The 23,903-nt window shown below is 43.8% G+C and carries 17 protein-coding genes; 10 read left to right on the forward strand and 7 right to left on the reverse strand.

Going from position 1 to position 23,903, the window contains the following annotated elements; genetic code table 11:
- Positions 1–107: 107 nt before the first annotated feature.
- The 4 genes from ACTUJY_RS13620 (at position 108) to ACTUJY_RS13635 (ending at position 5,569) form a co-directional block, all read left to right on the forward strand.
- A complete protein-coding gene (locus tag ACTUJY_RS13620) occupies positions 108–773 on the forward strand; it encodes a UPF0149 family protein (protein WP_463616650.1) in 666 nt (221 codons plus the stop codon).
- 156 nt (positions 774–929) lie between these two features.
- Positions 930–2,204 carry a dicarboxylate/amino acid:cation symporter gene (locus ACTUJY_RS13625; RefSeq protein WP_463616651.1) on the forward strand — a complete coding sequence of 425 codons (1,275 nt, stop codon included), beginning with the start codon at positions 930–932 and terminating at the stop codon, positions 2,202–2,204.
- Between the two features lie 37 nt (positions 2,205–2,241).
- Positions 2,242–2,889, forward strand: a complete 648-nt coding sequence (locus ACTUJY_RS13630) for a TetR/AcrR family transcriptional regulator (protein ID WP_463616652.1) — start codon at positions 2,242–2,244, stop codon at positions 2,887–2,889.
- Positions 2,890–3,097: 208 nt separating this feature from the next.
- Positions 3,098–5,569 (forward strand): TonB-dependent receptor, encoded by a 2,472-nt coding sequence (locus ACTUJY_RS13635; RefSeq protein WP_463616653.1) that lies wholly within the window; start codon positions 3,098–3,100, stop codon positions 5,567–5,569.
- 64 nt (positions 5,570–5,633) lie between these two features.
- Here the strand turns inward: ACTUJY_RS13635 and ACTUJY_RS13640 are convergent, their stop codons facing one another.
- The 3 genes from ACTUJY_RS13640 to ACTUJY_RS13650 form a co-directional block, all read right to left on the reverse strand.
- Positions 5,634–7,559 carry a S9 family peptidase gene (locus tag ACTUJY_RS13640; RefSeq protein ID WP_463616654.1) on the reverse strand — a complete coding sequence of 642 codons (1,926 nt, stop codon included), beginning with the start codon at positions 7,557–7,559 and terminating at the stop codon, positions 5,634–5,636.
- 144 nt (positions 7,560–7,703) lie between these two features.
- On the reverse strand, positions 7,704–8,765 hold the full coding sequence (sohB, locus tag ACTUJY_RS13645; RefSeq protein WP_463616655.1) for a protease SohB: 1,062 nt from the start codon (positions 8,763–8,765) through the stop codon (positions 7,704–7,706).
- A gap of 81 nt (positions 8,766–8,846) precedes the next feature.
- Complete coding sequence (locus ACTUJY_RS13650) at positions 8,847–10,988, reverse strand: hypothetical protein (RefSeq protein ID WP_463616656.1); 2,142 nt, start codon at positions 10,986–10,988, stop codon at positions 8,847–8,849.
- A gap of 529 nt (positions 10,989–11,517) precedes the next feature.
- Between ACTUJY_RS13650 and ACTUJY_RS13655 the strand changes: the two genes are divergently transcribed.
- Genes ACTUJY_RS13655 through ACTUJY_RS13665 form a run of 3 tightly spaced genes read left to right on the forward strand, consistent with a single transcriptional unit; the run spans position 11,518 to position 16,271 of the window.
- Positions 11,518–13,440, forward strand: coding sequence for a PrkA family serine protein kinase (locus ACTUJY_RS13655; protein WP_463616657.1), 1,923 nt, complete (start codon positions 11,518–11,520; stop codon positions 13,438–13,440).
- A gap of 30 nt (positions 13,441–13,470) precedes the next feature.
- Positions 13,471–14,736, forward strand: coding sequence for a YeaH/YhbH family protein (locus tag ACTUJY_RS13660; protein ID WP_463616658.1), 1,266 nt, complete (start codon positions 13,471–13,473; stop codon positions 14,734–14,736).
- Positions 14,733–16,271 (forward strand): SpoVR family protein, encoded by a 1,539-nt coding sequence (locus ACTUJY_RS13665; protein WP_463616659.1) that lies wholly within the window; start codon positions 14,733–14,735, stop codon positions 16,269–16,271. The genes ACTUJY_RS13660 and ACTUJY_RS13665 overlap by 4 nt, the downstream gene beginning before the upstream one ends.
- 43 nt (positions 16,272–16,314) lie before the next feature.
- Here ACTUJY_RS13665 and fadR read toward each other — a convergent pair whose 3' ends face one another.
- Positions 16,315–17,076 carry a fatty acid metabolism transcriptional regulator FadR gene (fadR, locus tag ACTUJY_RS13670; RefSeq protein ID WP_463616660.1) on the reverse strand — a complete coding sequence of 254 codons (762 nt, stop codon included), beginning with the start codon at positions 17,074–17,076 and terminating at the stop codon, positions 16,315–16,317.
- A gap of 318 nt (positions 17,077–17,394) precedes the next feature.
- Between fadR and nhaB the strand changes: the two genes are divergently transcribed.
- Positions 17,395–19,038: a sodium/proton antiporter NhaB gene (gene nhaB, locus ACTUJY_RS13675; protein ID WP_463616661.1), complete on the forward strand. Its 1,644-nt coding sequence runs from the start codon at positions 17,395–17,397 to the stop codon at positions 19,036–19,038.
- 160 nt (positions 19,039–19,198) lie between these two features.
- Here nhaB and dnaQ read toward each other — a convergent pair whose 3' ends face one another.
- The 3 genes from dnaQ to ACTUJY_RS13690 form a co-directional block, all read right to left on the reverse strand.
- Entirely contained in the window at positions 19,199–19,912 is a 714-nt protein-coding gene (dnaQ, locus tag ACTUJY_RS13680; protein ID WP_463616662.1) for a DNA polymerase III subunit epsilon, read from the reverse strand.
- An 18-nt stretch (positions 19,913–19,930) separates the two neighbouring features.
- The gene (gene rnhA / locus ACTUJY_RS13685) at positions 19,931–20,371 is read right to left on the reverse strand and encodes a ribonuclease HI (protein WP_463616663.1); all 441 of its coding nucleotides are present in this window, start codon (positions 20,369–20,371) and stop codon (positions 19,931–19,933) included.
- 105 nt (positions 20,372–20,476) lie between these two features.
- Entirely contained in the window at positions 20,477–21,229 is a 753-nt protein-coding gene (locus ACTUJY_RS13690; protein ID WP_463616664.1) for a methyltransferase domain-containing protein, read from the reverse strand.
- A 138-nt stretch (positions 21,230–21,367) separates the two neighbouring features.
- Here ACTUJY_RS13690 and gloB point away from each other — a divergent pair, with 138 nt between their 5' ends.
- Both gloB and ACTUJY_RS13700 read left to right on the forward strand, forming a co-directional pair.
- Positions 21,368–22,138, forward strand: a complete 771-nt coding sequence (gene gloB, locus ACTUJY_RS13695) for a hydroxyacylglutathione hydrolase (protein ID WP_463616665.1) — start codon at positions 21,368–21,370, stop codon at positions 22,136–22,138.
- Positions 22,139–22,225: 87 nt separating this feature from the next.
- Positions 22,226–23,893 (forward strand): LysM peptidoglycan-binding domain-containing protein, encoded by a 1,668-nt coding sequence (locus tag ACTUJY_RS13700; RefSeq protein WP_463616666.1) that lies wholly within the window; start codon positions 22,226–22,228, stop codon positions 23,891–23,893.
- Positions 23,894–23,903: the final 10 nt, after the last annotated feature.

Consider the following 23,903-nt stretch of genomic DNA (forward strand, 5'->3'; position numbering starts at 1 on the left):
CAATCGAGAGTGCCAACATGCACTCTCAAAGCTTCAAATACCCATCAATACCTAACTTCTGATAACATTGATATTGCTTATTCAACCGAGCGCAGGCTGGCCCCTTTATGCAAATTATTACACCACTGAATGATCACGAGCTGACCCAACTCGAAACGTATCTCAAGCAGCAAAAAGCGCTCGATCTGTCAACCATCGATGGCTTATTTACTGCACTCGCTTCTTCTCCTCAAATGATAAGCCCAGAGCAATGGTTACCTCTTGTTTTTCAAACGGAAAAATGGCAAGGCGATAATATCGAAGAGTTCGAAGCCATGTTTTCACTGTTAGTTCGGCACCTCAATGGCATCGAAACCATCTTGTCACGCGCACCCGACAAGTTTCACCCGCTGTTTTTAGAGCGTGACTTACACGACTCCATCGATCTGGTGGTCGAAAACTGGTGCCGCGGATATATGAAAGGCATCACCTTAACAGCCGAAGACTGGAAGTCGGCGCAATCCGCCTTACAAGAATGGCTTTATCCTATCATGATTTTCAGTGGCCGCTCTGGCGCAGGTGTTAGAGAAAACGCAACACGAGAACAGATTCTGCAGTGGAAAGATCAAATTCCTTCGGCAGCTCGCGCCATTTATCAACACTGGTTTGCACAACGCCCGGAAAAAGATCGCGTGGTCGAGCCATTTAAGCGAGTCGCCCCCAAAATTGGCCGAAACGATCCCTGCCGCTGTGGTAGCGGAAAAAAGTTTAAGCATTGTTGTGGCGCTCATTAATTAAGCCGTTTTACTCATCTGACTTTTACCTACGCATAATTCCTGATAGTCTTGCGGCACAGATTTGAAGCTCAAGTAGGCACTCGTATGGCCCCAGCTTCAGTAAAATAACGACAACAAATCATTGGGATTATTATGTTCTCCAGCTTTCGAAAGATGAGTTTGAGCGGTCAGATTTTCACCGGCCTTGCAGCAGGTATTGTTTTTGGAATCCTGCTTTCTTTTGTCGGCCAATTCAGTGCTGGCCTAGACCAATTTGTTAGCACCTATTTGATCTCGGGCTTTGATATTATTAAAAAGCTCTTTATTAATGCACTGAAAATGGTCGTGGTTCCTTTAGTACTGGTGTCTTTGATTTGTGGCACCTGTTCGCTGAGCGATCCCAAAAAACTCGGTGCGCTGGGTGGAAAAAGTATTTTGCTTTACCTATTGACCACCGCCATCGCAATCTCACTTGCTTTACTTTTGGCCAATATTTTCGACCCTGGTGCCAATATCACTTTAAAGGCCACCGATTACGAAATAAAAAATGCACCTTCATTAACAGATGTTCTTGGTAACCTGGTGGCGGATAACCCAATTAAAGCAATGGCGTCTGGTAATATGCTGCAAGTGATTATTTTCGCCATTTTATTTGGAATTGCTATTTCTCGAGCAGGTACCAGCGGGCAGAAAGTGGCTGAGTTTTTTAATTCATTAAACGATGTAATTTTAAAGCTGGTTACCATAGTGATGCACATTGCCCCTTACGGCGTATTTTGCATTATGGCAGTAGTGGTGTATCAAACAGGAATGGATGCCATAAGTGAATTAGCTGTTTATTTCATTTTGGTTGCGGTGACTCTCGTCATTCATGCTTCACTCACTTACCCAATTTTACTTACCTTGTTTGCACGCCTTAACCCACTCACATTAATCATGAAAATGCGCCCGGCGCTGCTGTTTGCCTTTAGTACATCGTCCAGCGCAGCAACATTACCAGTAACCATGGAGGTCGCTCGTAAAAGATTAGGCGTTGGAAAGACAACCGCATCTTTTACCCTGCCGTTAGGCGCAACAATAAACATGGATGGTACAGCAATTATGCAAGGTGTTGCGACGGTATTCATAGCGCAAATGTACGGCGTTGATCTCACTATGACGCAATACCTAACCGTAATTTTAATGGCCACACTGGCGTCCATTGGAACAGCCGGCGTACCAAGCGTGGGTTTGGTGATGCTCACTATGGTATTGAACCAGGTCAACTTACCGTCCGAAGCGATAGGAATGTTGCTCGGAATTGACAGGTTTCTGGATATGATGCGTACCGCGGTCAACATCACCGGTGATGCGACGGTTGCCTGCATCGTCAGCAAATCCGAAAATGACCTCGACTTAGCGACCTTTAACAATCCAAGTGCTGGTCATGAGTTTGAGCGCTCAGCGTAAGCTACAATAATACAAACTCTGCGATAAAGACTCGGTTATGAATGAAACCGCGATCAGTTACCGCGGGCGTTTGCCCACTCGTTCCGACGGAAAAGCGCGCCGCGAAGCCATTCTTGATGCCACATTGGCTATCATCATTAAAGAAGGCGTGCGCGGTGTCCGTCATCGTGCCGTGGCGGAAGCGGCTCAGGTCCCTCTCGCCGCAACCACCTACTATTTCAAAGACATATTCGATCTTATACACGATGCTTTCGTCCACTTTAGTGAGAAAGCCGTTGCTGACGTAGAGATTTTCGAAAAACAAGCGTTTGGTGTGTTACAACAAATGAAGCAACACCCGATGGCGGATCAGCAATTAATCGACACACTCAGCGATTTCACCTATCAACACATACTTTCGCAAGCCGCGCAACGCGACTTTCGAATTTTAGAGCATACGTTTCGCACCCAAGGGTTACGTGATAAGCGATTTGCTCCTTTGGTAAAAGCGATTGAGCAACGACAAATCAACACCATCATTGCATTTTTTAATGCACTAGGTCTCGATCAGGTTGAAGGCCGTGCACGCATTGTCTATACGCAAATTTTACGTTTGGAGTATGAACTCACATTAGGCATGATCAATCAAAACGAAGCGAAAAGCTGCCTTTTACAAACCATTACACTCGCACTTGCAAAATCATAACATCGTTTAAGTTTCCTTCTTCGTCGCATCGCAACACGCAGACCACGGCCAACGCTCCCATTTTAATCAACAATAACAAGGGGTTAGAACTCTAAACGAAGAGGCGACTTTTAATTCAGTATTCCCTAGCCTGAAGTTGTAGTACCTTCGTTCCATATAACAAAAGAATTCAAACAAAAATACAACCAAACATGCTGGGAGACTCTCTATGTTGGCCATTCCCTGTTTTCAACGTTCGTTGCTGACCATAACCGTCACTTCCATTTTAGGCAGCCCTTTACTGTATGCGGAAGATAAAAAGCAGCACGAAGAAAAAGATAATGTCATAACCGTCACCTCCCAACACCGAGAAGAAAACCTACAAGAAGTTCCTATTGCCATTGCTGTTTTCGACAGTGAGACATTAAAGTCGTTAGCCGCAGAAAACATCGATGATTTAGGTAACTATACACCTGGTCTTGAAACCAATAATCTTTCCGTAACACAGCCTAAGTATCGGATCCGTGGTATTGCAACCAATGACTTCGGAATTGGTTCCGATCCAGCGGTAGCGGTATATATCGATGGCGTCTACGTAGGCCGTAGCGGTAGTGCACAACTTAATTTTAATGACATCGAGCGCGTAGAAATTTTAAAAGGGCCACAAGGAACCTTGTTTGGGCGTAACGCCGCCGCCGGCGCGATCCATGTGATCACAAAAAAGCCAACTCAAGATACCGAAGGCAATATCAGCTTAACCTTGGGTGAATACGGAAAACGAAAGTTTGAAGGTTTACTTAACTCGGCGATCAGCAACAACCTTTTTTTCCGCGGTAGCATCAATATAAACCAAATGGACGGATACGTTGAAAATAACAATGCGTCTGTTCCTGCACCCTACAACGAAGGGTTGCGTACCAGTGATTTGGGTGAAGAAAGCGATCAGTCGGCACGCATGGCTTTCCTTTATATTCCACAAGAAGGCACCGAAGTGACCTGGCGAGCCGAGTGGTCAAAACTGGATAATGATCCCCCGCTCGTTACTTCTTTGAACCCCAATGCCTTGTTTTTGGATGCTTACGACCCGGTAGAATCTTTTGGTGCTTATCAAGCCGACGACCCAGGTGAAGAAACGCGCGATGTGGCGGGAACTTCACTAGAAATCGAAAAGGATCTAGGAGGTGCTGTATTCACTTCCATCACCGCGTACCGCGAGTTTGACTCTTTAAATTTTGAAGAGGAAGACGGCAGTGCGAACCCACGCTATCGCTTTGCTACCGCGAATGAAGAAACGCAAAGTCAGTTCAGTCAAGAACTTCGGTTGGCGGGTGTAAGCGATGGAGGACACCGCTGGACCTTTGGCGCCAATTATTTTAACGAACACGCCGAGCAAACGCACAACGTGATTTTGGATATTCAAACGCTAGACTCGTTTATTTTGTGGGATAACCGTAGCAATTTACTCGCGGCAAACATGTGGCCCGATATGAATGCTGATGGTATCGCCAATCCGGGAGAGCTTGGGTTTATGCCTGTGGGTGCCGGTATTCAAAGTTTCCTAAGCGAAAACTTTGCCAGCGATTTGGCCGTTTTATCACAACTAACCGGTATTCCTGTTGATCAGTTAGCGGCCGATATGACGGCAGCGAATCTCACTCGTCCCGATTCTGAGTGGCATGAACAAACCTACAATGACGGTTACTTTAAATCCATGGCGTTATTTGTTGATATTACCTGGGCATTGACCGAAAAGCTGGATCTCACAACCGGAATGCGTTACACCCACGATCAAAAAACCTTAATCATTCATTCGCAATGGCAAAATGAAATTCTGTTACCCAGTTATATTGGTGGCGGCGTGCCATTTGGCTTTGCTTTTTACGATCAGTTTAATAATGTTCGACAAAAAGACAGCTGGACCGACTGGACACCACGTTTAGTGATTGATTACCAATGGAACAGCGACTTTATGACTTATTTTTCTGCCTCCAAAGGCTTTAAGTCGGGTGGGTTTAACTCGCTGGGTCTCGATCCGGCTTTCAAATCAGAACAAGTCCTGAGTTACGAAACAGGGTTTAAATCTTCTTGGATGGATAACACCTTACGATTTAACTTGGCATTGTTCGCTTACGATTACGAAGATTTGCAAATATTAAAGCTCACCGGCCCACAAGGATCGGTCCCAACTTATAATGTGGGTAACGCCGATGCTGAAGGAAGCGGAACCGAACTGGAACTTTTCTGGCAGGTGAATGAAAACTTCCGTATGAGTGCCAACTGGGCGTACCTGGATACCGAATACACCCGTTACAATCCCGATGATTTTCCTGGTGAAACGGAATCACTGGTTGGAAAGCCATTAGCCTCTACCCCTAAACAAAGTTGGAATCTCGACTTTGAATACAATTTGAATCTGGGAGCAGGTGACTTAGTATTTGCAGCGAACTATTCACACATAGGCGATCGTATTTCGGAGCCGACGACTCCGCGCGATGAGCGCATTCTTGGGTACGATTTGTTAAATGCCCGAATCAGTTATTATGATGCCTCCGGCAACTGGGACGTTTCACTATGGGGAACCAATTTAACCGATGAGAATTACTTAACTTTCCGTGGTGGTATTGCTAGCCCAGTGGGCTCTGAGGCAACGGCTCGTGGAAAACCCCGAATGACTGGCGTCGATTTCCGCTATTATTTTTAACAGAAAATCTTATAGATGTTCTTTAATGGCACCGAACCTTGGTCATCCAATATCAGGGTTCGGTTTATTGAAAAGAAATGTCAGGCAGTGCTTCTTCACTTTCAATACCAAATACTTTTCGATAAAAAGCCAACTCCGATTTAAAGGCTTTAATAATGTTGCTTTTTTGCCGAAAACCATGCCCTTCACCTTCAAATTCGATATAGGCATGCGGAATATCTTTATCAGCCAAAGCCTTCGCCAGTTGTTGCGATTGTGTAGGCGGCACTATTTTATCATCACTGCCTTGTAACAATAATATTGGACAAGAGAGTTTATCGGTATGATGGATTGGTGAGCGTTCTTGATAGGTTTTGCGCGCCTGCGGAAAAGGTCCGACTAACGTGTCCAAGTATCGCCCTTCAAATTTATGAGTGTCCACAGCTAAAGCTTCCAAGTCAGCAACTCCGTACCGGCTCATACCGGCAGCAAAGTCATCGAAAAAAGTTAACGCGCACAGTGTTGTAAAGCCGCCTGCTGAACCACCACGAATCACAAGCCTTGCCTCATCCACCAAGTTATCTTCCACTAAAAAACGCGCCGCATAGACACAGTCGTTAACATCGTTTATGCCCCAGTGCTCACGTAACACATTGCGGTATTCTCGTCCAAACCCACTGCTTCCTCCGTAGTTCACATCCACCACCGCAAAACCTCGCGTAGTCCAATACTGAATGGCCCAGTCCAGAGTTGTCGCCGTAGCCCCTGTCGGTCCGCCATGAGACATGACAATTAATGGTGGTTTTTCACCTTGAGTACCGCAGAACTGAGGATGCAGAGGTTCATAAAAATAGCCGTGCGCTTGATAGCCGGATGCTGACGTAAAACAAACCGGTTTCGCTAAAGAGACAAACTCATGTGATACCGGCAACCTACTTTCTGAACAAAGCCTGTCATAGTGCAAATTTTTGAGATCGATTTGATAAACGCCAATCGGCATGACCGGCGCACCGGCCAAACAATAGAGGTAACCATGATGAAAGTGAACTTGCCCAGGAAACTCACGAAACGGTAGTGCTAAAGGTTCGATATGGCCGTTGTCCGCTTCTAAACGCGCAAGGTATTGCTGTCCTTCTTCGAAGTAACATAAATAAATGTTGTTATTTGCACCAAAACAATAGGTTGAAGTACCGAATACCCATTGAGGTAATCCACAGTCATTGTTAGTCGGTGTCAGCGCATTAATCACCCCATCGCGAAACGAGTAAAGGTTCCACCAGCCGGAGGCATCCCCCACATAATGCAAAACACCATCGGGGCTCCATGAAGGCTGATATATAGACTCCTCACTACCACCTCGAACTTTGTGAGCGGCTTGCAGGCTACCATCCGGGTTAATATCAGCAACCCAAAGCTCAGTTCCATCCCAAGGCATTTCAGGCTGATTCCAACAAGTCCAACATAGGCGATGTCCTTTTGGAGAAACCTGTGGATAACTGTAAAAATCAAAGCCTTCTGCAACAACCTGTTGTTTTCCGGTTGTAACGTCAATTGCAACAATCTCATTTTTTACAGGTTGACGATCATGCCGCTCACGAACAGCAAAAAGGAAATGTTCATCGGGTGTTATTGAAAAGTCAGCAAACCGATGTTCACCAGCAATTCCAGTTATGTCTGTTACTGCTCGAACATTGCCGGACCATTCTCTTAAATAAACGGCTTGATCTTTATCGTTACAAAAAAAGATTCCCGCATGACTTACCAGAAAATCACCGCCGCCCATTTCATGTACTTTGGTCCGCACGCTGTAAGTCTCAGGGATCATATCTTTTCGGTTCGAACCATCCCAACAGACAATAACGCCCCGACCTTTTTCCTGAGGCCGACTCTCCAACCAAAAAACCTTTCCTTGAAATACTTGCATGTGGCCATAACGCGTGCCTTTATCCGCAACCAACTCGGCACTTACAGGTGATGACCAGCTACCAAAAGGTTTTTCTGTTTTATTCATTGTTCGCGACTCTTAAATGGAATGATAATGCTCCAAAGCATTGACTCGATATTCAATAACCGCCGTTCACATGCTAACCATTAGCACTCATTGTTAAATTATAGAGCATTCAATCGCTTTCCATGACACGAAGGCTTTCTTACTCTATTTAAACAGCTTGGCACTTTCCGACTTTTGCCACGAATTCAGCAAAGCCTTTTGAACGCCATGAGCAAGAGAAACAGGTAAACGCTCAGATAAAGGCTTTTTAATCTCATATTTCACTTTAAAAACGGGTTTTTCGGAAGCCCAGTTCACAATAAAGTCATCACTGGTACTGATATCATCCACCAAATTAAGTTCTAACGCTTGAGTGCCGTACCAGTGCTCACCGGTAGCCACTTTTTCCAGCTCGAGAGTTGCTCGGTTTTCGTGAATGAAAGTTTTAAAGAGCTGATGCGTTTCTTCCAACTCCTGTTTAAACTTTTCGCGAGCTTTATCGCTGTTTTCACCAAACATGGTTAAGGTACGTTTATACTCGCCTGCAGTATGCTGTTCAAAATCCACTTTATTGTGCTTCAGTAATCGATTGAAATTAGGGATCTGCCCCAACACACCAATCGACCCGATAATTGCAAATGGTGCCGCTAAAATTTTATCGGCAACACAAGCCATCATATAACCACCGCTGGCCGCCACCTCATCCACTGCAATATTCAGTTTAATGCCTTTGGTTTTTATCCGCTTCAATTGCGAGGCAGCCAAGCCATAGGTATGAACCATTCCACCGGGGCTTTCCAAACGAACTAATACTTCGTCATTTTCATCCGCCACACTTAATATGGCGGTGATTTCTTCTCGCAAATTTTCAACCGCAGAGGCTTGAACATCACCTTCAAAGTCAATCACAAACAAACGACTGGAGTGTGACTCTTTCGCAGAGTCCTCTTCTTTCGCCATTTGTTTTTGTTGTTTGTTTTTTTGCTTTTGCTCAGCCTTTTCTTTCTTTTGAAACGCTTTAAACTCATCTTTACTCAGCGTCTCTTTTCGGATCCCTTCTTCCAGATCTTTCAGCTCTTCTGACAAATTGGTAACCGTGATATGCCCTGCGTGCTGCGTTTTATTTTTGTGGCCGGCGCTGACAACGGCACCAATGATGACCACAATCGCAACAACGACTGTGATTGCTTTAGCCAAAAATAGCCCGTATTCACTTAAAAATTCCAAGTGTTATCTCCAATGATTCAACTTTAAAAACAAAAAACCCCCGCCAATTGGCGAGGGCATTGTACCTAACTTATTGGGAGATTAGTCAAGTAATGTCGCGTCGGATACAGTGATTGCTGTGCCACTACTTCCTATGAAGGTTGCGATTTGTGTTTGCATTTCCGCAGTCGCAGCCGGTACATCAGGTGAAAGAACCGTACTGTGCGTGCCTTGGTTAAACCGCGAAATCAACCGCAACCCTGTCATTCCATCTCCAGGAATAGAGCCTGAAACAGTACTTAATCCAAGGTACGCTGCTAACGGATCCGTTCCTGCCAAAGGAGCGGTCGCAGAATTATTAGGAACTACCGCATCGCCTTCAACACGAAGCATAAAGGTTGGAATATTGTTCGCAATGGCGATATCGGTTGTATTGATAGGGTCGCCACTGTCAATGACCGTTTGCGCTGCAAACTTAAACTGTGCGTATACGCCAGCAAACTCTGGGTCGCTTACTTCCAAGCCAGCCGCAGCCGCAATTCCAGCTCTTATTCGTGGACCAAACGTATCGGAAGCATCAAGCAATTCCGCAATTGCACCACCTGGGTTCGCTAACACATTAACGGATACCAAGTCAGCGTTTGCAACAAAAGTTGAACCAACAATACCCCCTAACGAGTGCCCCATAAACGAAATCCGGCTCGCATCAAAGTCAGGGCCGCCTCCGTCAACGTCCATGGCAGGTACCGCTTTTTCAAGCGTCAATAAATCCATAACCGCTTGACGTAAATTATCGCGTGAGGTTAACAAGCTTTGAAGGTTAATAGTATGAGCACCCGATGAATCCGGTATACCATCGGGTCCTGCTGCCCCGGTTTCATTATTCAAATAATCAACGCCAAACGTTCTTTCGTGTAAAGTGGAGCCATCATAACCTTCAAAAACACCAATTAACCCGCCTGAAGCTTGTTGTAATGCAAGGTGTAACGCATTATTTTCATCGATACCATGAAGCGGCATATCCATAGAAACAACCGCCGTACACAATGGAGGTGCAGCCATCGTATCGGCAATGCCTAACATAGCCGTTCGGTTAGACGTTATACCATGCTGGAACAGCATCACCGGATAGCCTTCAGCGGGCTTGGTACACCCCAATGAAACTTTTGGCATCGATACGAGCAATGGCACCGTTTCAACTCCCGTCACCTGAGGTAAAGAGTTAACATAAGTTAAATGTCCACCGGCACCAGGGTTCGGAACCATACTACCGTTTACCGGGACCATTTCAGCCGCTTTCCAGAACTCGTTGATGGGTGCCAAAGGGTTTGCCATGGAAGGTGCGGAAAGGTAATAGTTCAGATCAATTGTGCCTTCGTATAAGTCAGCAGCACCAATTCCAGTGATAGGCGTGGTATCCGTCATAAGCGTACTGAATGTTGTCGCAGGATAACTGCCCATTGAAAACGGAAGGTCGATGTAAAAGCTTTTGGCAGAACCGACAACATTTCCAACTGATTGAGTGGTAAACGCAAAAGAGAGAACAATGGAGTCTTTATCAACACCTGCAGCGGATGCCAAATCTTCATAAATATTGACTAACGTTTGAACCGGTGCCAGCCCAGCTAAACTTCCTGAAACCGGCGTGTCAGATCGCACAATGCCGTATTGCGTATCAGCAGTGACATTAACACCACCTGCAGTAATGTCACTGGTCGCTACAACCACGTAAGTTGAACGAGGCTTTAATGGTTTTAAGGGAATAATTGCAACGGTCATTCCTTGCGCGACTGCAGTAAACTCAGTGGCTGGAACTTCACCAACTAAACCATAGGGCGCAAAAGTAGGCGCCACACCATTTAGAGGGTTATTGTAATCGGTATCCGCTAAGACTTCGAACACTCGAACCGTTGAGCCAGCCGAAACACTCCCTGCATCTAAAGTAATGGTGTCATCAGTGTGCGCAAAATCAAATGCGACCGGCGCTACGGTTGACCAGCCATCTAACGCAGACACTGCGTTTAAAGGATCGCTGTAGTCATTCGGATCGGCAACTGGAATATTAAGAGTTAAATCTTCAGTACCACTAAAAAGTAAATCATTAGGAACTGGAATATCGGCTTCTGAAGGTTTAAAAACCGCCCATGCTCTATTCGGTGCAGTTGGCTCTGTTGTTTTATCGCTGCTACACCCAGCTAGAATCAAACTCCCCAGGGTTAACATTCCTAGCGTGAATTTTTTCATTTAACTCTCCCAGTTAGGCTAGTCGTGCCAGGTCGAAGTTCAACCACCTAAAAACGCTATTCATTAGCCGAAACAGATGGTGAAAAAATAACCCAAGACACATTTATTGGTATTATTCGAATTGATTTCTAATTTTATCCGCTACCAATGCTAACCACAGTTGAAAAGCAACGCAAGTGGGCAGACCAGTTTATTGGCAATTGGTACCAACCACTTGAAAATAAAAGACTTTATATTCTGAGATTTAATTTCATATTTTTTGCAGCGCACCAACAACTGGCGATTAATTTTTGAAACCGTTCAAAAATTATTCATCCCCTGATATTGAAAAATAATCATTAGATTTCAATACCAAAAAACCATTTATTAACTAAGATTAAAGATAACTGGAATAGAACTGGCTGACGTTACAACTAATGAGAATAATTCCGAACAGCCAACCGTATCAGTTGAGCTAGGAGGAACACTTTAGGGCGAGTATTAGAGTCAACCCATCCGACAGGTTGAATAAACATCAAAGAGGTGCGAAATGAGCATATTTGATAAATATCAACAACGTTACGAAGACCACCAACAGGAAGAATTTTCGCTGCAGGAATACCTCAACCTGTGTAAAAAAGATACGCTGGCTTACGCTACTTCGGCAGAACGCATGTTAAGAGCGATTGGCGAGCCAGAGCTGATCGACACATCGCGTAAACCACGCCTTTCTCGGATTTTTTCTAATAAAGTGATTGCTCGTTATCCCGCGTTCGAGGAGTTTTACGGCATGGAAGACTCCATCGAGCAAATTGTTTCTTATTTCAAACATGCCGCGCAAGGATTGGAAGAGAAAAAGCAGATACTTTATCTATTGGGTCCGGTCGGTGGTGGTAAATCTTCTTTAGCTGAAAAGCTAAAAAAACTGATGGAAGTGAATCCCATTTATTGTTTGAAAGACTCTCCCGTTTTTGAGTCACCTTTAGGTTTGTTTGACCCCGACGAAGACAGCGCCATTCTGCAAAAAGATTATGGAATCGCAAAACGTTATTTAAATAAAATCATGTCACCTTGGGCAGTGAAACGACTGCATGAATACGGAGGTGATATTACCAAGTTTAAAGTCGTAAAATTGCAACCGTCGATACTGGACCAAATCGCAGTTGCTAAAACCGAACCAGGTGATGAAAACAATCAGGACATTTCATCACTGGTTGGTAAAGTCGATATACGAAAGCTTGAAAGCTTTGCTCAGAACGACCCCGATGCTTACAGTTATTCTGGTTCATTATGCCGCGCAAATCAGGGCATAATGGAATTTGTAGAAATGTTCAAAGCCCCCATTAAAGTATTACACCCTTTACTTACTGCGACTCAGGAAGGTAACTATAACAGTACCGAAGGATTATCAGCACTCCCTTTTGAAGGAACAATTCTTGCGCATTCCAACGAATCGGAGTGGCAAAGTTTTAAAAATAATAAAAATAACGAAGCTTTTCTTGATCGAGTATTTATCGTTAAAGTTCCTTATTGCTTGCGTGTTTCAGAAGAAATACGCATTTACGAGAAGCTGTTAGTTAACAGTTCTTTATCTGAAGCACCATGTGCGCCAAACACCTTAAAAATGATGGCGCAATTCAGTGTTTTATCCCGATTAAAAGAGCCTGAAAACTCTAGCATCTATTCTAAAATGCGGGTATACGATGGAGAAAGTCTAAAAGATACCGACCCTAAAGCCAAATCTTATCAAGAGTATCGCGATTATGCTGGCGTTGACGAAGGCATGAACGGACTTTCCACTCGCTTTGCGTTTAAAATTTTATCTCGTGTATTTAACTTCGATCAAACCGAAGTAGCAGCTAATCCAGTCCACTTACTTTATGTCATCGAACAACAAATTGCGCGTGAGCAGTTTCCTCAAGAAGCCTACGAAAAATACTTGGAACACATTAAAGGATTTTTGGTTCCCAATTACATTGAGTTTATTGGCAAAGAGATCCAAACCGCGTATTTAGAGTCCTACTCCGAGTACGGTCAAAACATTTTTGATCGTTACGTGACTTATGCCGACTTCTGGATACAAGATCAAGAGTATCGAGATCCGGAAACGGGTGAAAACTTCGACCGTGCCTCACTCAATGAAGAACTGGAAAAAATCGAAAAGCCCGCCGGCATTTCCAACCCTAAAGATTTTCGTAACGAAGTGGTTAACTTTGTTCTTAGGGCCAGAGCAAATAATCAAGGAAACAACCCGAATTGGACCAGCTACGAAAAGTTACGCACAGTCATAGAGAAGAAAATGTTTTCAAATACCGAAGAATTGCTTCCTGTGATTTCCTTTAGTGCTAAGGCCTCGGAAGAAGATAAAAAGAAACATGAAAACTTTGTGTCGCGTATGGTCGAAAAAGGTTATACCGAAAAGCAGGTAAGACTTTTGTGCGAATGGTACCTCCGTGTCAGAAAATCGTCATAAACCAATAGTTATTAACACTCGGAGTAAAAAATGGCGCAACTGATCGATCGGCGACCGAATGCGAAAAATAAGAGTACGGTAAATCGACAGAGGTTTTTGCGACGCTATAAAAAGCAGATAAAAAAAGCCATCACCGACCAAATCGGTAAAAGAAGTGTTACCGATATGGAAAAAGGTGAGAATATATCGATTCCGTCCAAAGACATTAAAGAACCCACATTCCGTCATGGTGATGGGGGCGAAAAGGAGCGCATATACCCGGGTAACAAGGATTTTGTTACTGGCGATAAAATTAAGCGACCGCCTTCCGGAGGTGCAGGCCAAGGTGGTCGACGGGCGAGTGATTCCGGTGAAGGCTCCGACGATTTTATTTTTGAAATTTCAAAAGATGAGTATCTCGATCTTTTATTTGACGATCTTGAACTACCAAATCTGAAAAAGAATCAATTAAAGAAAATGACCAAAACACGCTCCGTTCGAGCCGGGTATACAACCGATGGAGTACCCACTAATATCAGTGTCATTCGTTCACTTAAGTCAGCAATGGCTAGACGTATTGCTTTAACCTCGGAGCCGAAAAGGGAAAAAAAAGAACTGGAGAATCAGCTTTCCGAGCTATTAGAAAATCCGCCTTACTCTGAGGAAGAAGCAGAAACACTCCGGAAAAAAATCAAAGCTCTAGAGGAGCGCATTAAAAAAATTCCATTTATTGATACCTTTGACTTACGATTTAACAATTACGTACAACGTCCCGATCCGACTTCTCAAGCAGTCATGTTTTGCTTAATGGATGTATCAGGTTCCATGGACCAAGCCACCAAAGATATGGCCAAGCGGTTTTATATTTTGTTGTACCTTTTTTTAACACGCAGTTACAAAGACGTTGAGGTGGTTTACATTCGCCACCATACGCAAGCCAAAGAAGTTGACGAACAAGAGTTTTTCTACTCACAAGAAACGGGTGGCACCATTGTATCGAGTGCGTTAAAACTGATGGATGAAATTGTGAAAAAACGTTACCCACCAAACGAATGGAATATTTACGCTGCGCAAGCTTCCGATGGTGATAACTGGAATGATGACTCACCATTATGTGGGAAAGTTTTGGCACAAAATATTTTACCCGTTGTACGTTATTACGCTTATGTTGAAATTACGCAGCGCGAGCATCAAAGTCTGTGGCATCAATACGAACACTTGCTAAAGCAGTTTGATAATTTTGCCATTCAACATATCCAACAACAAAGTGATATATATCCAGTATTCCGAGAATTCTTCAGGAAACAAGCGGCATGAAGAAGCGTAAAAAACCAATATCGACTTCATCAGAGTGGTCGTTCGAACTGATTGAAGAATATTATGATGTTATTGAGCAAACTGCGGAAAAGTTTGGTTTGGAAACCTATCCGAATCAAATCGAGGTTATCACTGCGGAACAAATGCTCGATGCTTATGCCAGCGTTGGGATGCCAATTGGTTACAACCATTGGTCCTTTGGCAAACACTTTATAACCAATGAGCAACAATATCGTCGTGGCCGTATGGGTCTTGCGTACGAAATTGTAATTAACTCCAATCCTTGCATCGCCTACCTAATGGAAGAAAACACCATGATGATGCAAGCTTTGGTCATGGCGCATGCCTGCTTTGGCCATAACTCTTTTTTTAAAAACAATTATCTGTTTAAAACCTGGACCGATGCAGAAGCCATCATTGATTATTTATTGTTTGCCAAAAACTACATTTCACAATGCGAACAGCGCTACGGAATTGACGAAGTCGAATCACTGTTGGATGCGTGCCACGCGTTAATGAATTATGGCGTTGATCGATACAAACGACCTTACCCAATTTCAATGCGTGAAGAAAAGAGACGCCAAAAAGAACGAGAAGAATTTTTACAATCTCAAGTTAATGAACTTTGGCGGACAATTCCCAAAAAGGCAGTAGACGATATTGAAAAAATGAGACAACGATTTCCCAAAGATCCGCAAGAGAACATTCTTTATTTCATAGAAAAACACGCCCCACTTCTTGAGCCATGGCAGCGTGAAATTGTGCGCATCATTCGAAAAATTGGGCAATACTTCTACCCACAACGTCAAACCCAGGTTATGAACGAAGGTTGGGCCTGTTTCTGGCATTACACTCTTTTAAATGACATTTATGATCAAGGATTAGTAACCGATGGGTTTATGATTGAGTTTTTACAAAGTCATACCAATGTGGTCTATCAGCCGGACTTTGACAGCCCTTATTTCTCAGGCATAAACCCCTACGCATTGGGATATGCAATGATGCAAGATATAAAGCGTATTTGTGTCAATCCGACAGAAGAAGACAAAAAGTGGTTTCCGGATATTGCGGGTTCAGATTGGTTAGAAACCATGATGTTTGCCATGAAAAACTTTAAAGATGAAAGTTTTATCGCACAATTTTTATCACCGCACTTGATTCGTGAGTTTAAACTGTTTGCAATTCTTGATGATGATCGAGAAAACACGTTATCCATTGAAGCCATTCACAACGAATCTGGCTATAAAGAAATTCGTGAAGTATTGAGCAATCAATACAATCTAAGCATGAATGAGCCCAATATTCAGGTGTACGATGTAGATGTACGAGGCGATCGAGCCATTACCCTTCGTCACACCCCTCATAACCGTGTCCCCTTAGCGGAGAGCCGAACAGAAGTGCTCAAGCATTTACATCAACTTTGGGGGTTCAGTGTAAAATTGGAAAGTCTTGATGAAAACGATCAGCCTTTTCTACTCGATGCCATCCCAAAAGAAATCTTGAAAGAACAGGAAAAGGCTGCCGCGACAACGTAACGAAAAGAAAACTCTGTAGGTTACCTGTCGTTTATCTAACGTGTTAATTATCGTCTTCTAAGTCACCCAATGTGTTCAGTTTGTTTCGCATCTCCAACCAAACATCACCAGACTCATGACCGTACTTCCACAACCTTTCTATAAGGGCTTCAAGATCACCTTGCTTAACAATATCGGATAACTCCGAATAAAAATCGCGAGCCAACATTCTGGCTTTGTCGCTGGAAAAATAATACTCTCCAATCCGATAATAAATACTCTTAAATCCATTCAGCATTAAAGTGTAAACTGGATTTCCTGCGGCTACTGTAGCTTGGTGGTGGAACCGCCAGTCATAATCAATAAACCCTTTCGCTGTATCTTCTACATGATCCAGCTCTTTCAATAATTCGATCAGTTGATCGGGGCTACTTTTCGCCGCTAACCTTAAATAAATCGCGCTCATATTAGTACGCGCGTTTAACAGCTTATCCGCTATGGTTAATGATCCTTCATCATCCAAGCGAACAATAGTATCCAAAATATTGAGACCTGCGGTTTCCCAAATATTATTCACCTGCGTAGGTTTACCGTGTTGAATCGTTAACCAGCCATCCCGTGCTAAACGTTGCAACACTTCTCGCAATGTGGTTCGTGTCACGCCGATCAAATCGGATAATTCACGTTCTGCTGGTAGAATACTGCCCGCGGCAAATTTTCCGCGCCAAATAGATTCCACAATATACTGCTCGGCAAAGGCCGCAGGACTTTTCGCCTTGATAGGCGTGGTCATATGATAAGTAACTTTGTTTTGATTATCGGTCATTGCAATATTCTACGATAGACAACTGGTCTGAGTTCCAACCTGGAATGTTAAGGATATACCTTATACCATCATTTTGAAAGTCTCGACTCACCGCCAAAGTGAATTAGTTGAATGGCGCAATGCATCATCGTCACCTTAAAAAAACAGAGCCTTTCTTTTGCATTCGCTGCTCAAAGAAAAACCAATTAGCCAAACAATTATTCACTCACGCCCTATATCACTGGGCAAAAGTGGTAAAACCGACTAAAATCGCGTAGAGCATGGCTATTTGCATGAAAATAAACGAAAAATAATCGAACTCGGTAATAGGATCTATTAATGTCTCAATCAATACGAGTAGCTTTTCTGGATAACTTTCTTGGGAACGCACCCGACTGGTACAAAGTTTCAATTGTCGGATTTCTTATTCTTAACCCTATCATTTACTTTGGTGCTGGAGAAGCCGGTGCAACCATCGCTGGTTGGGCTCTGATTTTAGAGTTTATCTTTACGCTAGCAATGGCTTTAAAATGCTACCCCCTTCAACCGGGAGGTTTGTTGGCGCTGGAGGCGATTTTCATTGGTTTAACGAGTCCAGATACGGTTTACCATGAAATACAATCGAATTTACCTGTAATTTTATTATTGGTTTTTATGGTTGCAGGGATCTACTTCATGAAAGACTTGCTGCTATTTACTTTCACGAAGATATTATTAGGTATCCGTTCTAAACCGGTTTTGTCGCTCATGTTTAGTGCGGTTTCAGCCGTATTATCAGCATTTTTAGATGCTTTAACGGTCACAGCCGTCGTCATTTCGGTTGGGGTTGGCTTTTATGGGATTTACCATAAAGTTGCATCGGGTAAGAAGTTTCATCACGATCATGATCACAGTGACGATGAAGCCGTGCATGAACTTCACCGCGACGACCTTGATAGATTTCGCTCATTTTTACGGAGTTTATTAATGCATGCTGCCGTGGGTACGGCACTCGGAGGCGTTTGTACTTTAGTGGGAGAGCCTCAAAACTTACTCATTGCTGAACGTGCAAGTTGGGGATTTGGTGAGTTTTTCTTACGAATGGCTCCTATCACTATTCCGGTTTTAATCACAGGGCTGATTACTTGCTTTTTGTTGGAAAAAATTAAGAAATTTGGTTACGGAGAACAAATTCCAGAAAACGTGCGCAGTATTATGGAAGAGTTCGCCCAAGTTGAAGATGAAAAACGAAATCTTCGAGACAAAGTTTCTCTGGCTTTACAAGGATTGACCGCTGTTTGGTTAGTGATTGCATTGATGTTTCACGTAGCCGAGGTTGGACTCATTGGGCTTTCCGTTATTGTATTAGCAACCGCATTTACAGGCGTAATTGATGAACATAGTATTGGTAAAGCCTTTGAAGAAGCCTTACCCTTTACCGCACTGCTCACGGTCTTTTTTGCGATTGTTGCAGTAATTGCAGACAACCAGCTTTTTTCTCCGATCATTAATGCCGTTCTGCAAATGGAAGGCACTGACCAAATTGCCATGTTCTATTTAGCCAATGGTATTTTATCGATGGTCAGCGATAATGTTTTCGTTGCCACGGTTTACATTAACGAAGTAGCCAAAGCCGCCCTAGATGGCACTATCGATCGTGATACATTTGATATGTTAGCCGTTGCCATCAATACCGGAACCAATATCCCAAGTGTTGCTACGCCTAATGGCCAAGCGGCATTCTTATTCTTACTGACTTCCGCATTAGCACCGCTCATACGATTGTCCTACGGTCGTATGGTCGTTATGGCATTTCCTTACACCATTACCATGAGTATTGTCGGCTTGATTATGGTGTACAACACGCTGGAACCTTCCACCGCCAGCATGTATGAGAAGAAATTGATTAACCATCACGATTTGCAAGCGTTATGTGACAATATGCAAGGTGAGTGGAAAGACGGTAAGTGCTCTTTAAATAAGGTAAAGAGTTCTGGGCATTGATGAATTAGATAATCGCTGTACAAACTAAAAAAGCGGCAATGGCCGCTTTTTTAGTTTTAACTCAATCATTAAACGTAAGAAACGCTTTAAAAAGGCGAAAACCGATTGACTATTAAAGCCAGATACAAAATTTTCTTATCGAAATTAATGTAAAGTAAATTTACTCGAATTGATCCCAAACCACGTGTCCACCTGCCGCCTTTCGTATGGTTTCCATTTTCATCTTGTGTGCTTCCTGCTCACCTTCATCCGCAACAATCACTTTTAACGGTGATGACTTTCGAACTCTGCGAATTCCGGCACCTTCTTTACTCTGGTTCAAAAAATCCTGGTGGGAAGACAACGTTAAAGAGGTTTGCCCTCCTGTCATCAATAAGTATACATCTGCCAGAATTTCCGAGTCGAGCAATGCGCCGTGTAAAGTACGATGGGAGTTATCGATTCCATAACGGCGACAAAGGGCATCCAGGTTATTTTTTTGACCGGGAAACATTTGTCGCGCCAATACTAACGTATCGAGAACACTGCAATAATCTTCCATTTTGCCACGACCATCATCCAAACATTGCAGTTCCCAATTTAAAAACCCAATATCGAAAGGTGCGTTATGAATAACCAATTCGGCACCTTCAACAAAGGCCATAAACTCATCGGCAATTTCGACAAACCGTGGCTTATCAGCAAGAAATTCATTGGTGATTCCGTGAACGTCGATCGCTTCCTGTTCTACCACACGATCGGGATGAATGTATTGGTGGTAATGCCTTCCCGTTAACTTACGGTCCACCAGTTCAACACAGCCAATTTCAATGACTTTATGACCCTGAGATGGATCCAGCCCGGTCGTTTCAGTATCCAGTACAATTTGTCGCATCTGATATCTTCTTTCGTATTAATGGTTTAACACTTGTTGTACACCGAGGTTTGCGAGCTCGTCAGCGCGTTCATTTTCTTCATGACCACTGTGCCCTTTTACCCAATGCCAATCGATTTTATGCTGTTGTGCCAACTCATCCAATTGTCGCCAAAGATCCGCATTTTTCACTGGCTTTTTAGCTGCGTTTTTCCAACCTCTCACCTTCCACCCCGCCATCCACTCGGTAATTCCTTTCCTAACGTATTGGGAGTCGGTTGTCATGACCACGTGACAACGCCGCTTTAACGCCTTTAAAGCTTCAATTGCCGCCATCAGCTCCATTCGATTATTGGTGGTATTTAGCTCTCCTCCACAAAGCTCCTTTTCATGTTTACCCATTCTAAGCAATGCCCCCCAACCACCAGGCCCCGGATTACCTTTACAGGCACCGTCAGTAAAAATTTCTACTTTTTCCACGCAATGTCTCTTTTTATCAAGTCTTAATAGGAGTGACCCGAGCTTATAACGAGCATTATTGTAAAACAAATCAGAGAAGAAACTCGATAAGGAAAATTGAAAGCGTTAATTTTGAACTTTTTTCAACTCACGCTCCACCAATCGACGAACACCCGGTTCAGCAAATCGGGCAGGAACCAGTTTTCGGTTATCACGCCAACTCGGTCGAATCGGTGTTAAAGTAGAAACGCTTTTTTTGGCGATCACCAGATAATGGCTGTTAAATCTTGAGGTAAAAGGCCGCCACCAAGGGTCCATGGAAATTTCGGACACATTGGCATCCAAACCGCAACAATGCTCAATCGAAAAGCCTAGCAGCATCAACCAATCTTTTAACCTCGACAACCCAATCAGTCGTTTTTCACGGCAACTTTTTCGCATGACTCGACAACTCAGAGCCCGGCAACCATAGAGGCTCAACGGATTGATTCCGGAAATAATCATTTTTCCGTCGGGAATAATAATTCGTTCAATTTCACGTAATAGTGCGTGCGGCTCAGAAATAAACTCTAATAAATGCGGCACAACCACCAAATCCACGGAATCTGATGCAATAGGCACCGTATCGTAATCAATAACCGCATCGACAGGACCTCTGGACTGCCTGGCTAAATGAAACCAGTGTTTCACCGGGCTTTGCTCCAAAACCAGACTATCGGCAAGTGGCCCAAGCGTTACTCCATAATAACCAAAACATTCAGGTAGAATCTGCTCCAATGCCTGCTGCATATGAGTATTGGCTTTTTGTCCCCCAGCTAACAGATTCCACTCGAGTGGTTCAGTAATTTGTGTGGTGTCGATGATGGGTCGATTAAGCATGATATACTCTTTTCTAAGATGTCGGCTGATATAAATACTTTCGTGTAAATACAGCTGAGCGACGCCTGTTCAGTATAGCATTTGACAGTTCAACAGAACATTTAAAGTATTCCAACACAAACTTTAGAGCTTGCAAAAATGATATTTGTCGACAGAATCCATGCCTTTTCCGATAACTATATTTGGGCAATTAGAACAAAGCAGAACTCAAATTGTGTACTTGTCGACCCGGGTCAAACCGCACCCGTTTTACAATACCTACAGCAACATAAGTTAAATTTAAGTGCTATTTTAATCACCCATCACCATTTCGATCATGTGGGCGGATTGAACGATCTAAAGCAAGAATACGCCTGCCCGGTTTATGGTCCTGCAGGAGAGTCCATCAAAGGGGTGGATTATTCACTGCGCGAAGATGAACAAATTACCATCGAGTCGCTGGGTTGCCAATTTCAGATTATCGAAGTACCCGGGCACACCTTAGGCCATATCGCCTACTACGGAGACAATCGACTGTTTTGCGGTGACACCCTGTTTGCCGGCGGCTGTGGTCGCTTATTCGAAGGCACTCCCCAACAAATGTGGCACTCCTTACAGAAGCTGTCGCAGTTACCATCGCAAACCCAGGTTTACTGCGCGCACGAGTACACTCAGGCAAACTTAACGTTTGCCGAAGCGGTTGAGCCGTATAACATCGAATTACTTGAACGAATACAAAATGTACAAGAAATGCGGGCGCAAAATAAAGCAACCGTCCCCTCATCCATCGGCTTGGAGCGCGCGACCAACCCCTTTTTAAGGGCAAACCTATCACAGGTTAAACAAGCGGCTGAAACTTTCTGTGGCCACTCGTTGTCAACCGATACGGAGGTTTTTGCCGTGATCCGGCAGTGGAAAGATGGCTTCTGACATTTGACACTTATCTCAACAGAAAATAACATGTGCGACCTCAGCGTGTTAGCCTAATCGCCAGAAAAAAGGACCATAAATCGGACAATGATTCTCAAACTCTTCAATTTACCTGTATTTATCACGCGAGGATTTCCGCTGATTACGATTTTTGCCTTTTTTCTACTTTCCGGTTGCAGTCTTATATCTTCAGCACCACAGAAAAAACAAAACAATAAAGCCGTAGGTAGCTTAATTGACGAGCAAATCGCTCCTTCAACGCCAATCGAAAACATTCAGCTTGAAAGTCGCCCCCCTTTGGAAGAAAACGCTGAAGAAATCTTGTTGGAAGAGCTCGAAAACGAGGTAGCGGATACCAATAATTTATGGTGGATCATCCGTGAGCAGTTTCAACTCGACATTCCAGATAACCCACGTGTTGTTGCACAGCGTAATTGGTATGCACGACACCCTGCCTATATTAGCCGGGTAAGTGAACGAGCGACGCCTTACCTCTACCATATAGTGAATGAGCTGCAACAGCGGAAAATGCCGTTAGAACTGGCATTGTTACCAATTGTTGAAAGCGCGTTTGATCCCTTCGCCTATTCGCACGGCCGCGCCTCCGGCATGTGGCAATTTATTCCTGGAACGGCACGTCGTTTTGGATTGGAACAAAATTGGTGGTACGACGGTCGCCGTGATGTCTATTACTCTACTTTTGCAGCGCTGGATTATTTGGAGTATCTGCACAATCGTTTTAACGGTGACTGGCTGCACGCAATTGCCGCTTACAACTCTGGCGAAGGCAATGTACTACGAGCCATTAGAAAGAACAAAAAGAAGAACAAGCCGACCGATTTTTTTAACCTGGATCTTCCACGCGAAACCGAAGCCTATGTACCTAAACTTCTGGCCTTGGCTGATTTATTAAAAAATGACGTGCAATACGCGTTAGAGTGGACACCTATTGAAAACAAACCTTATTTTGCAAAAGTGACCGTAGACTCACAAATAGACTTGATTGTCGCTGCCGAGTTGGCCGAGCTGGAAATGGATGAGTTTTATACTTTAAACCCAGCATTTAATCATTGGGCCACCGAACCCAAAAAGCATACAGACTTACTGGTACCAGTCGCTCACAAGGAAATCTTTGAAAATGCGCTCAAGAAAACGGCACCAAAAGATCGAATCGCCTTTAAACGCTATGTAATTCAGCCAGGAGACAGCTTGTTAAGTCTTTCGAAAAAATTCAACACAACGGTCGACTTACTCCGCTCTACCAATGGAATTCGAGGCAACCTCATACGCCAAGGGCAAGCCTTATTAATCCCTACAGCGTCTTATAAGTCAGGCAGTTATTTGAAAAGCAGCTCGAACCGATTAGCCGCCAAACAGAATCGCCAGCGTAAAGGCGAAAAGCGTGAAGTCTTTGTCCAAAAGGGAGACTCTTTTTGGTCATTATCACGTGAATATAAGGTTGGCATGCGTCAACTCGCCAGCTGGAACAACATGGCGCCAACCGACCCACTGAGAATTGGTCAAAAACTGGTTGTTTGGAGTGAGCACGGACAAGTTGCTCAAAACGGAGGCATCAAAAACAAAACACGGAAGATCCGCTACAAGGTGAGACGCGGTGACTCGATAGCACGCATTGCCGGTAAGTTCCGAGTTAAAGTCGCCGATGTGGTTCGATGGAACCGCATCAATCCTGAAAAATACCTTCAACCCGGACAAAAGCTAACGCTCTACGTCGATATCACTCGGCAATACTAGCAAAGCTCGA

It is taken from the genome of Pleionea sp. WD8-19 (genome assembly GCF_055326765.1).

Excerpts from the sequence above, each read along its gene's own strand:
- ACTUJY_RS13620 (WP_463616650.1), top strand. The coding sequence starts at position 108 with ATGCAAATTATTACACCACTGAATGATCACGAGCTGACCCAACTCGAA.
- ACTUJY_RS13625 (WP_463616651.1), top strand. The coding sequence starts at position 930 with ATGAGTTTGAGCGGTCAGATTTTCACCGGCCTTGCAGCAGGTATTGTT.
- ACTUJY_RS13630 (WP_463616652.1), top strand. The coding sequence starts at position 2,242 with ATGAATGAAACCGCGATCAGTTACCGCGGGCGTTTGCCCACTCGTTCC.
- ACTUJY_RS13635 (WP_463616653.1), top strand. The coding sequence starts at position 3,098 with ATGTTGGCCATTCCCTGTTTTCAACGTTCGTTGCTGACCATAACCGTC.
- ACTUJY_RS13640 (WP_463616654.1), bottom strand. The coding sequence starts at position 7,559 with ATGAATAAAACAGAAAAACCTTTTGGTAGCTGGTCATCACCTGTAAGT.
- ACTUJY_RS13650 (WP_463616656.1), bottom strand. The coding sequence starts at position 10,988 with ATGAAAAAATTCACGCTAGGAATGTTAACCCTGGGGAGTTTGATTCTA.
- ACTUJY_RS13655 (WP_463616657.1), top strand. The coding sequence starts at position 11,518 with ATGAGCATATTTGATAAATATCAACAACGTTACGAAGACCACCAACAG.
- ACTUJY_RS13660 (WP_463616658.1), top strand. The coding sequence starts at position 13,471 with ATGGCGCAACTGATCGATCGGCGACCGAATGCGAAAAATAAGAGTACG.
- ACTUJY_RS13665 (WP_463616659.1), top strand. The coding sequence starts at position 14,733 with ATGAAGAAGCGTAAAAAACCAATATCGACTTCATCAGAGTGGTCGTTC.
- fadR (WP_463616660.1), bottom strand. The coding sequence starts at position 17,076 with ATGACCGATAATCAAAACAAAGTTACTTATCATATGACCACGCCTATC.
- nhaB (WP_463616661.1), top strand. The coding sequence starts at position 17,395 with ATGTCTCAATCAATACGAGTAGCTTTTCTGGATAACTTTCTTGGGAAC.
- dnaQ (WP_463616662.1), bottom strand. The coding sequence starts at position 19,912 with ATGCGACAAATTGTACTGGATACTGAAACGACCGGGCTGGATCCATCT.
- ACTUJY_RS13690 (WP_463616664.1), bottom strand. The coding sequence starts at position 21,229 with ATGCTTAATCGACCCATCATCGACACCACACAAATTACTGAACCACTC.
- gloB (WP_463616665.1), top strand. The coding sequence starts at position 21,368 with ATGATATTTGTCGACAGAATCCATGCCTTTTCCGATAACTATATTTGG.
- ACTUJY_RS13700 (WP_463616666.1), top strand. The coding sequence starts at position 22,226 with ATGATTCTCAAACTCTTCAATTTACCTGTATTTATCACGCGAGGATTT.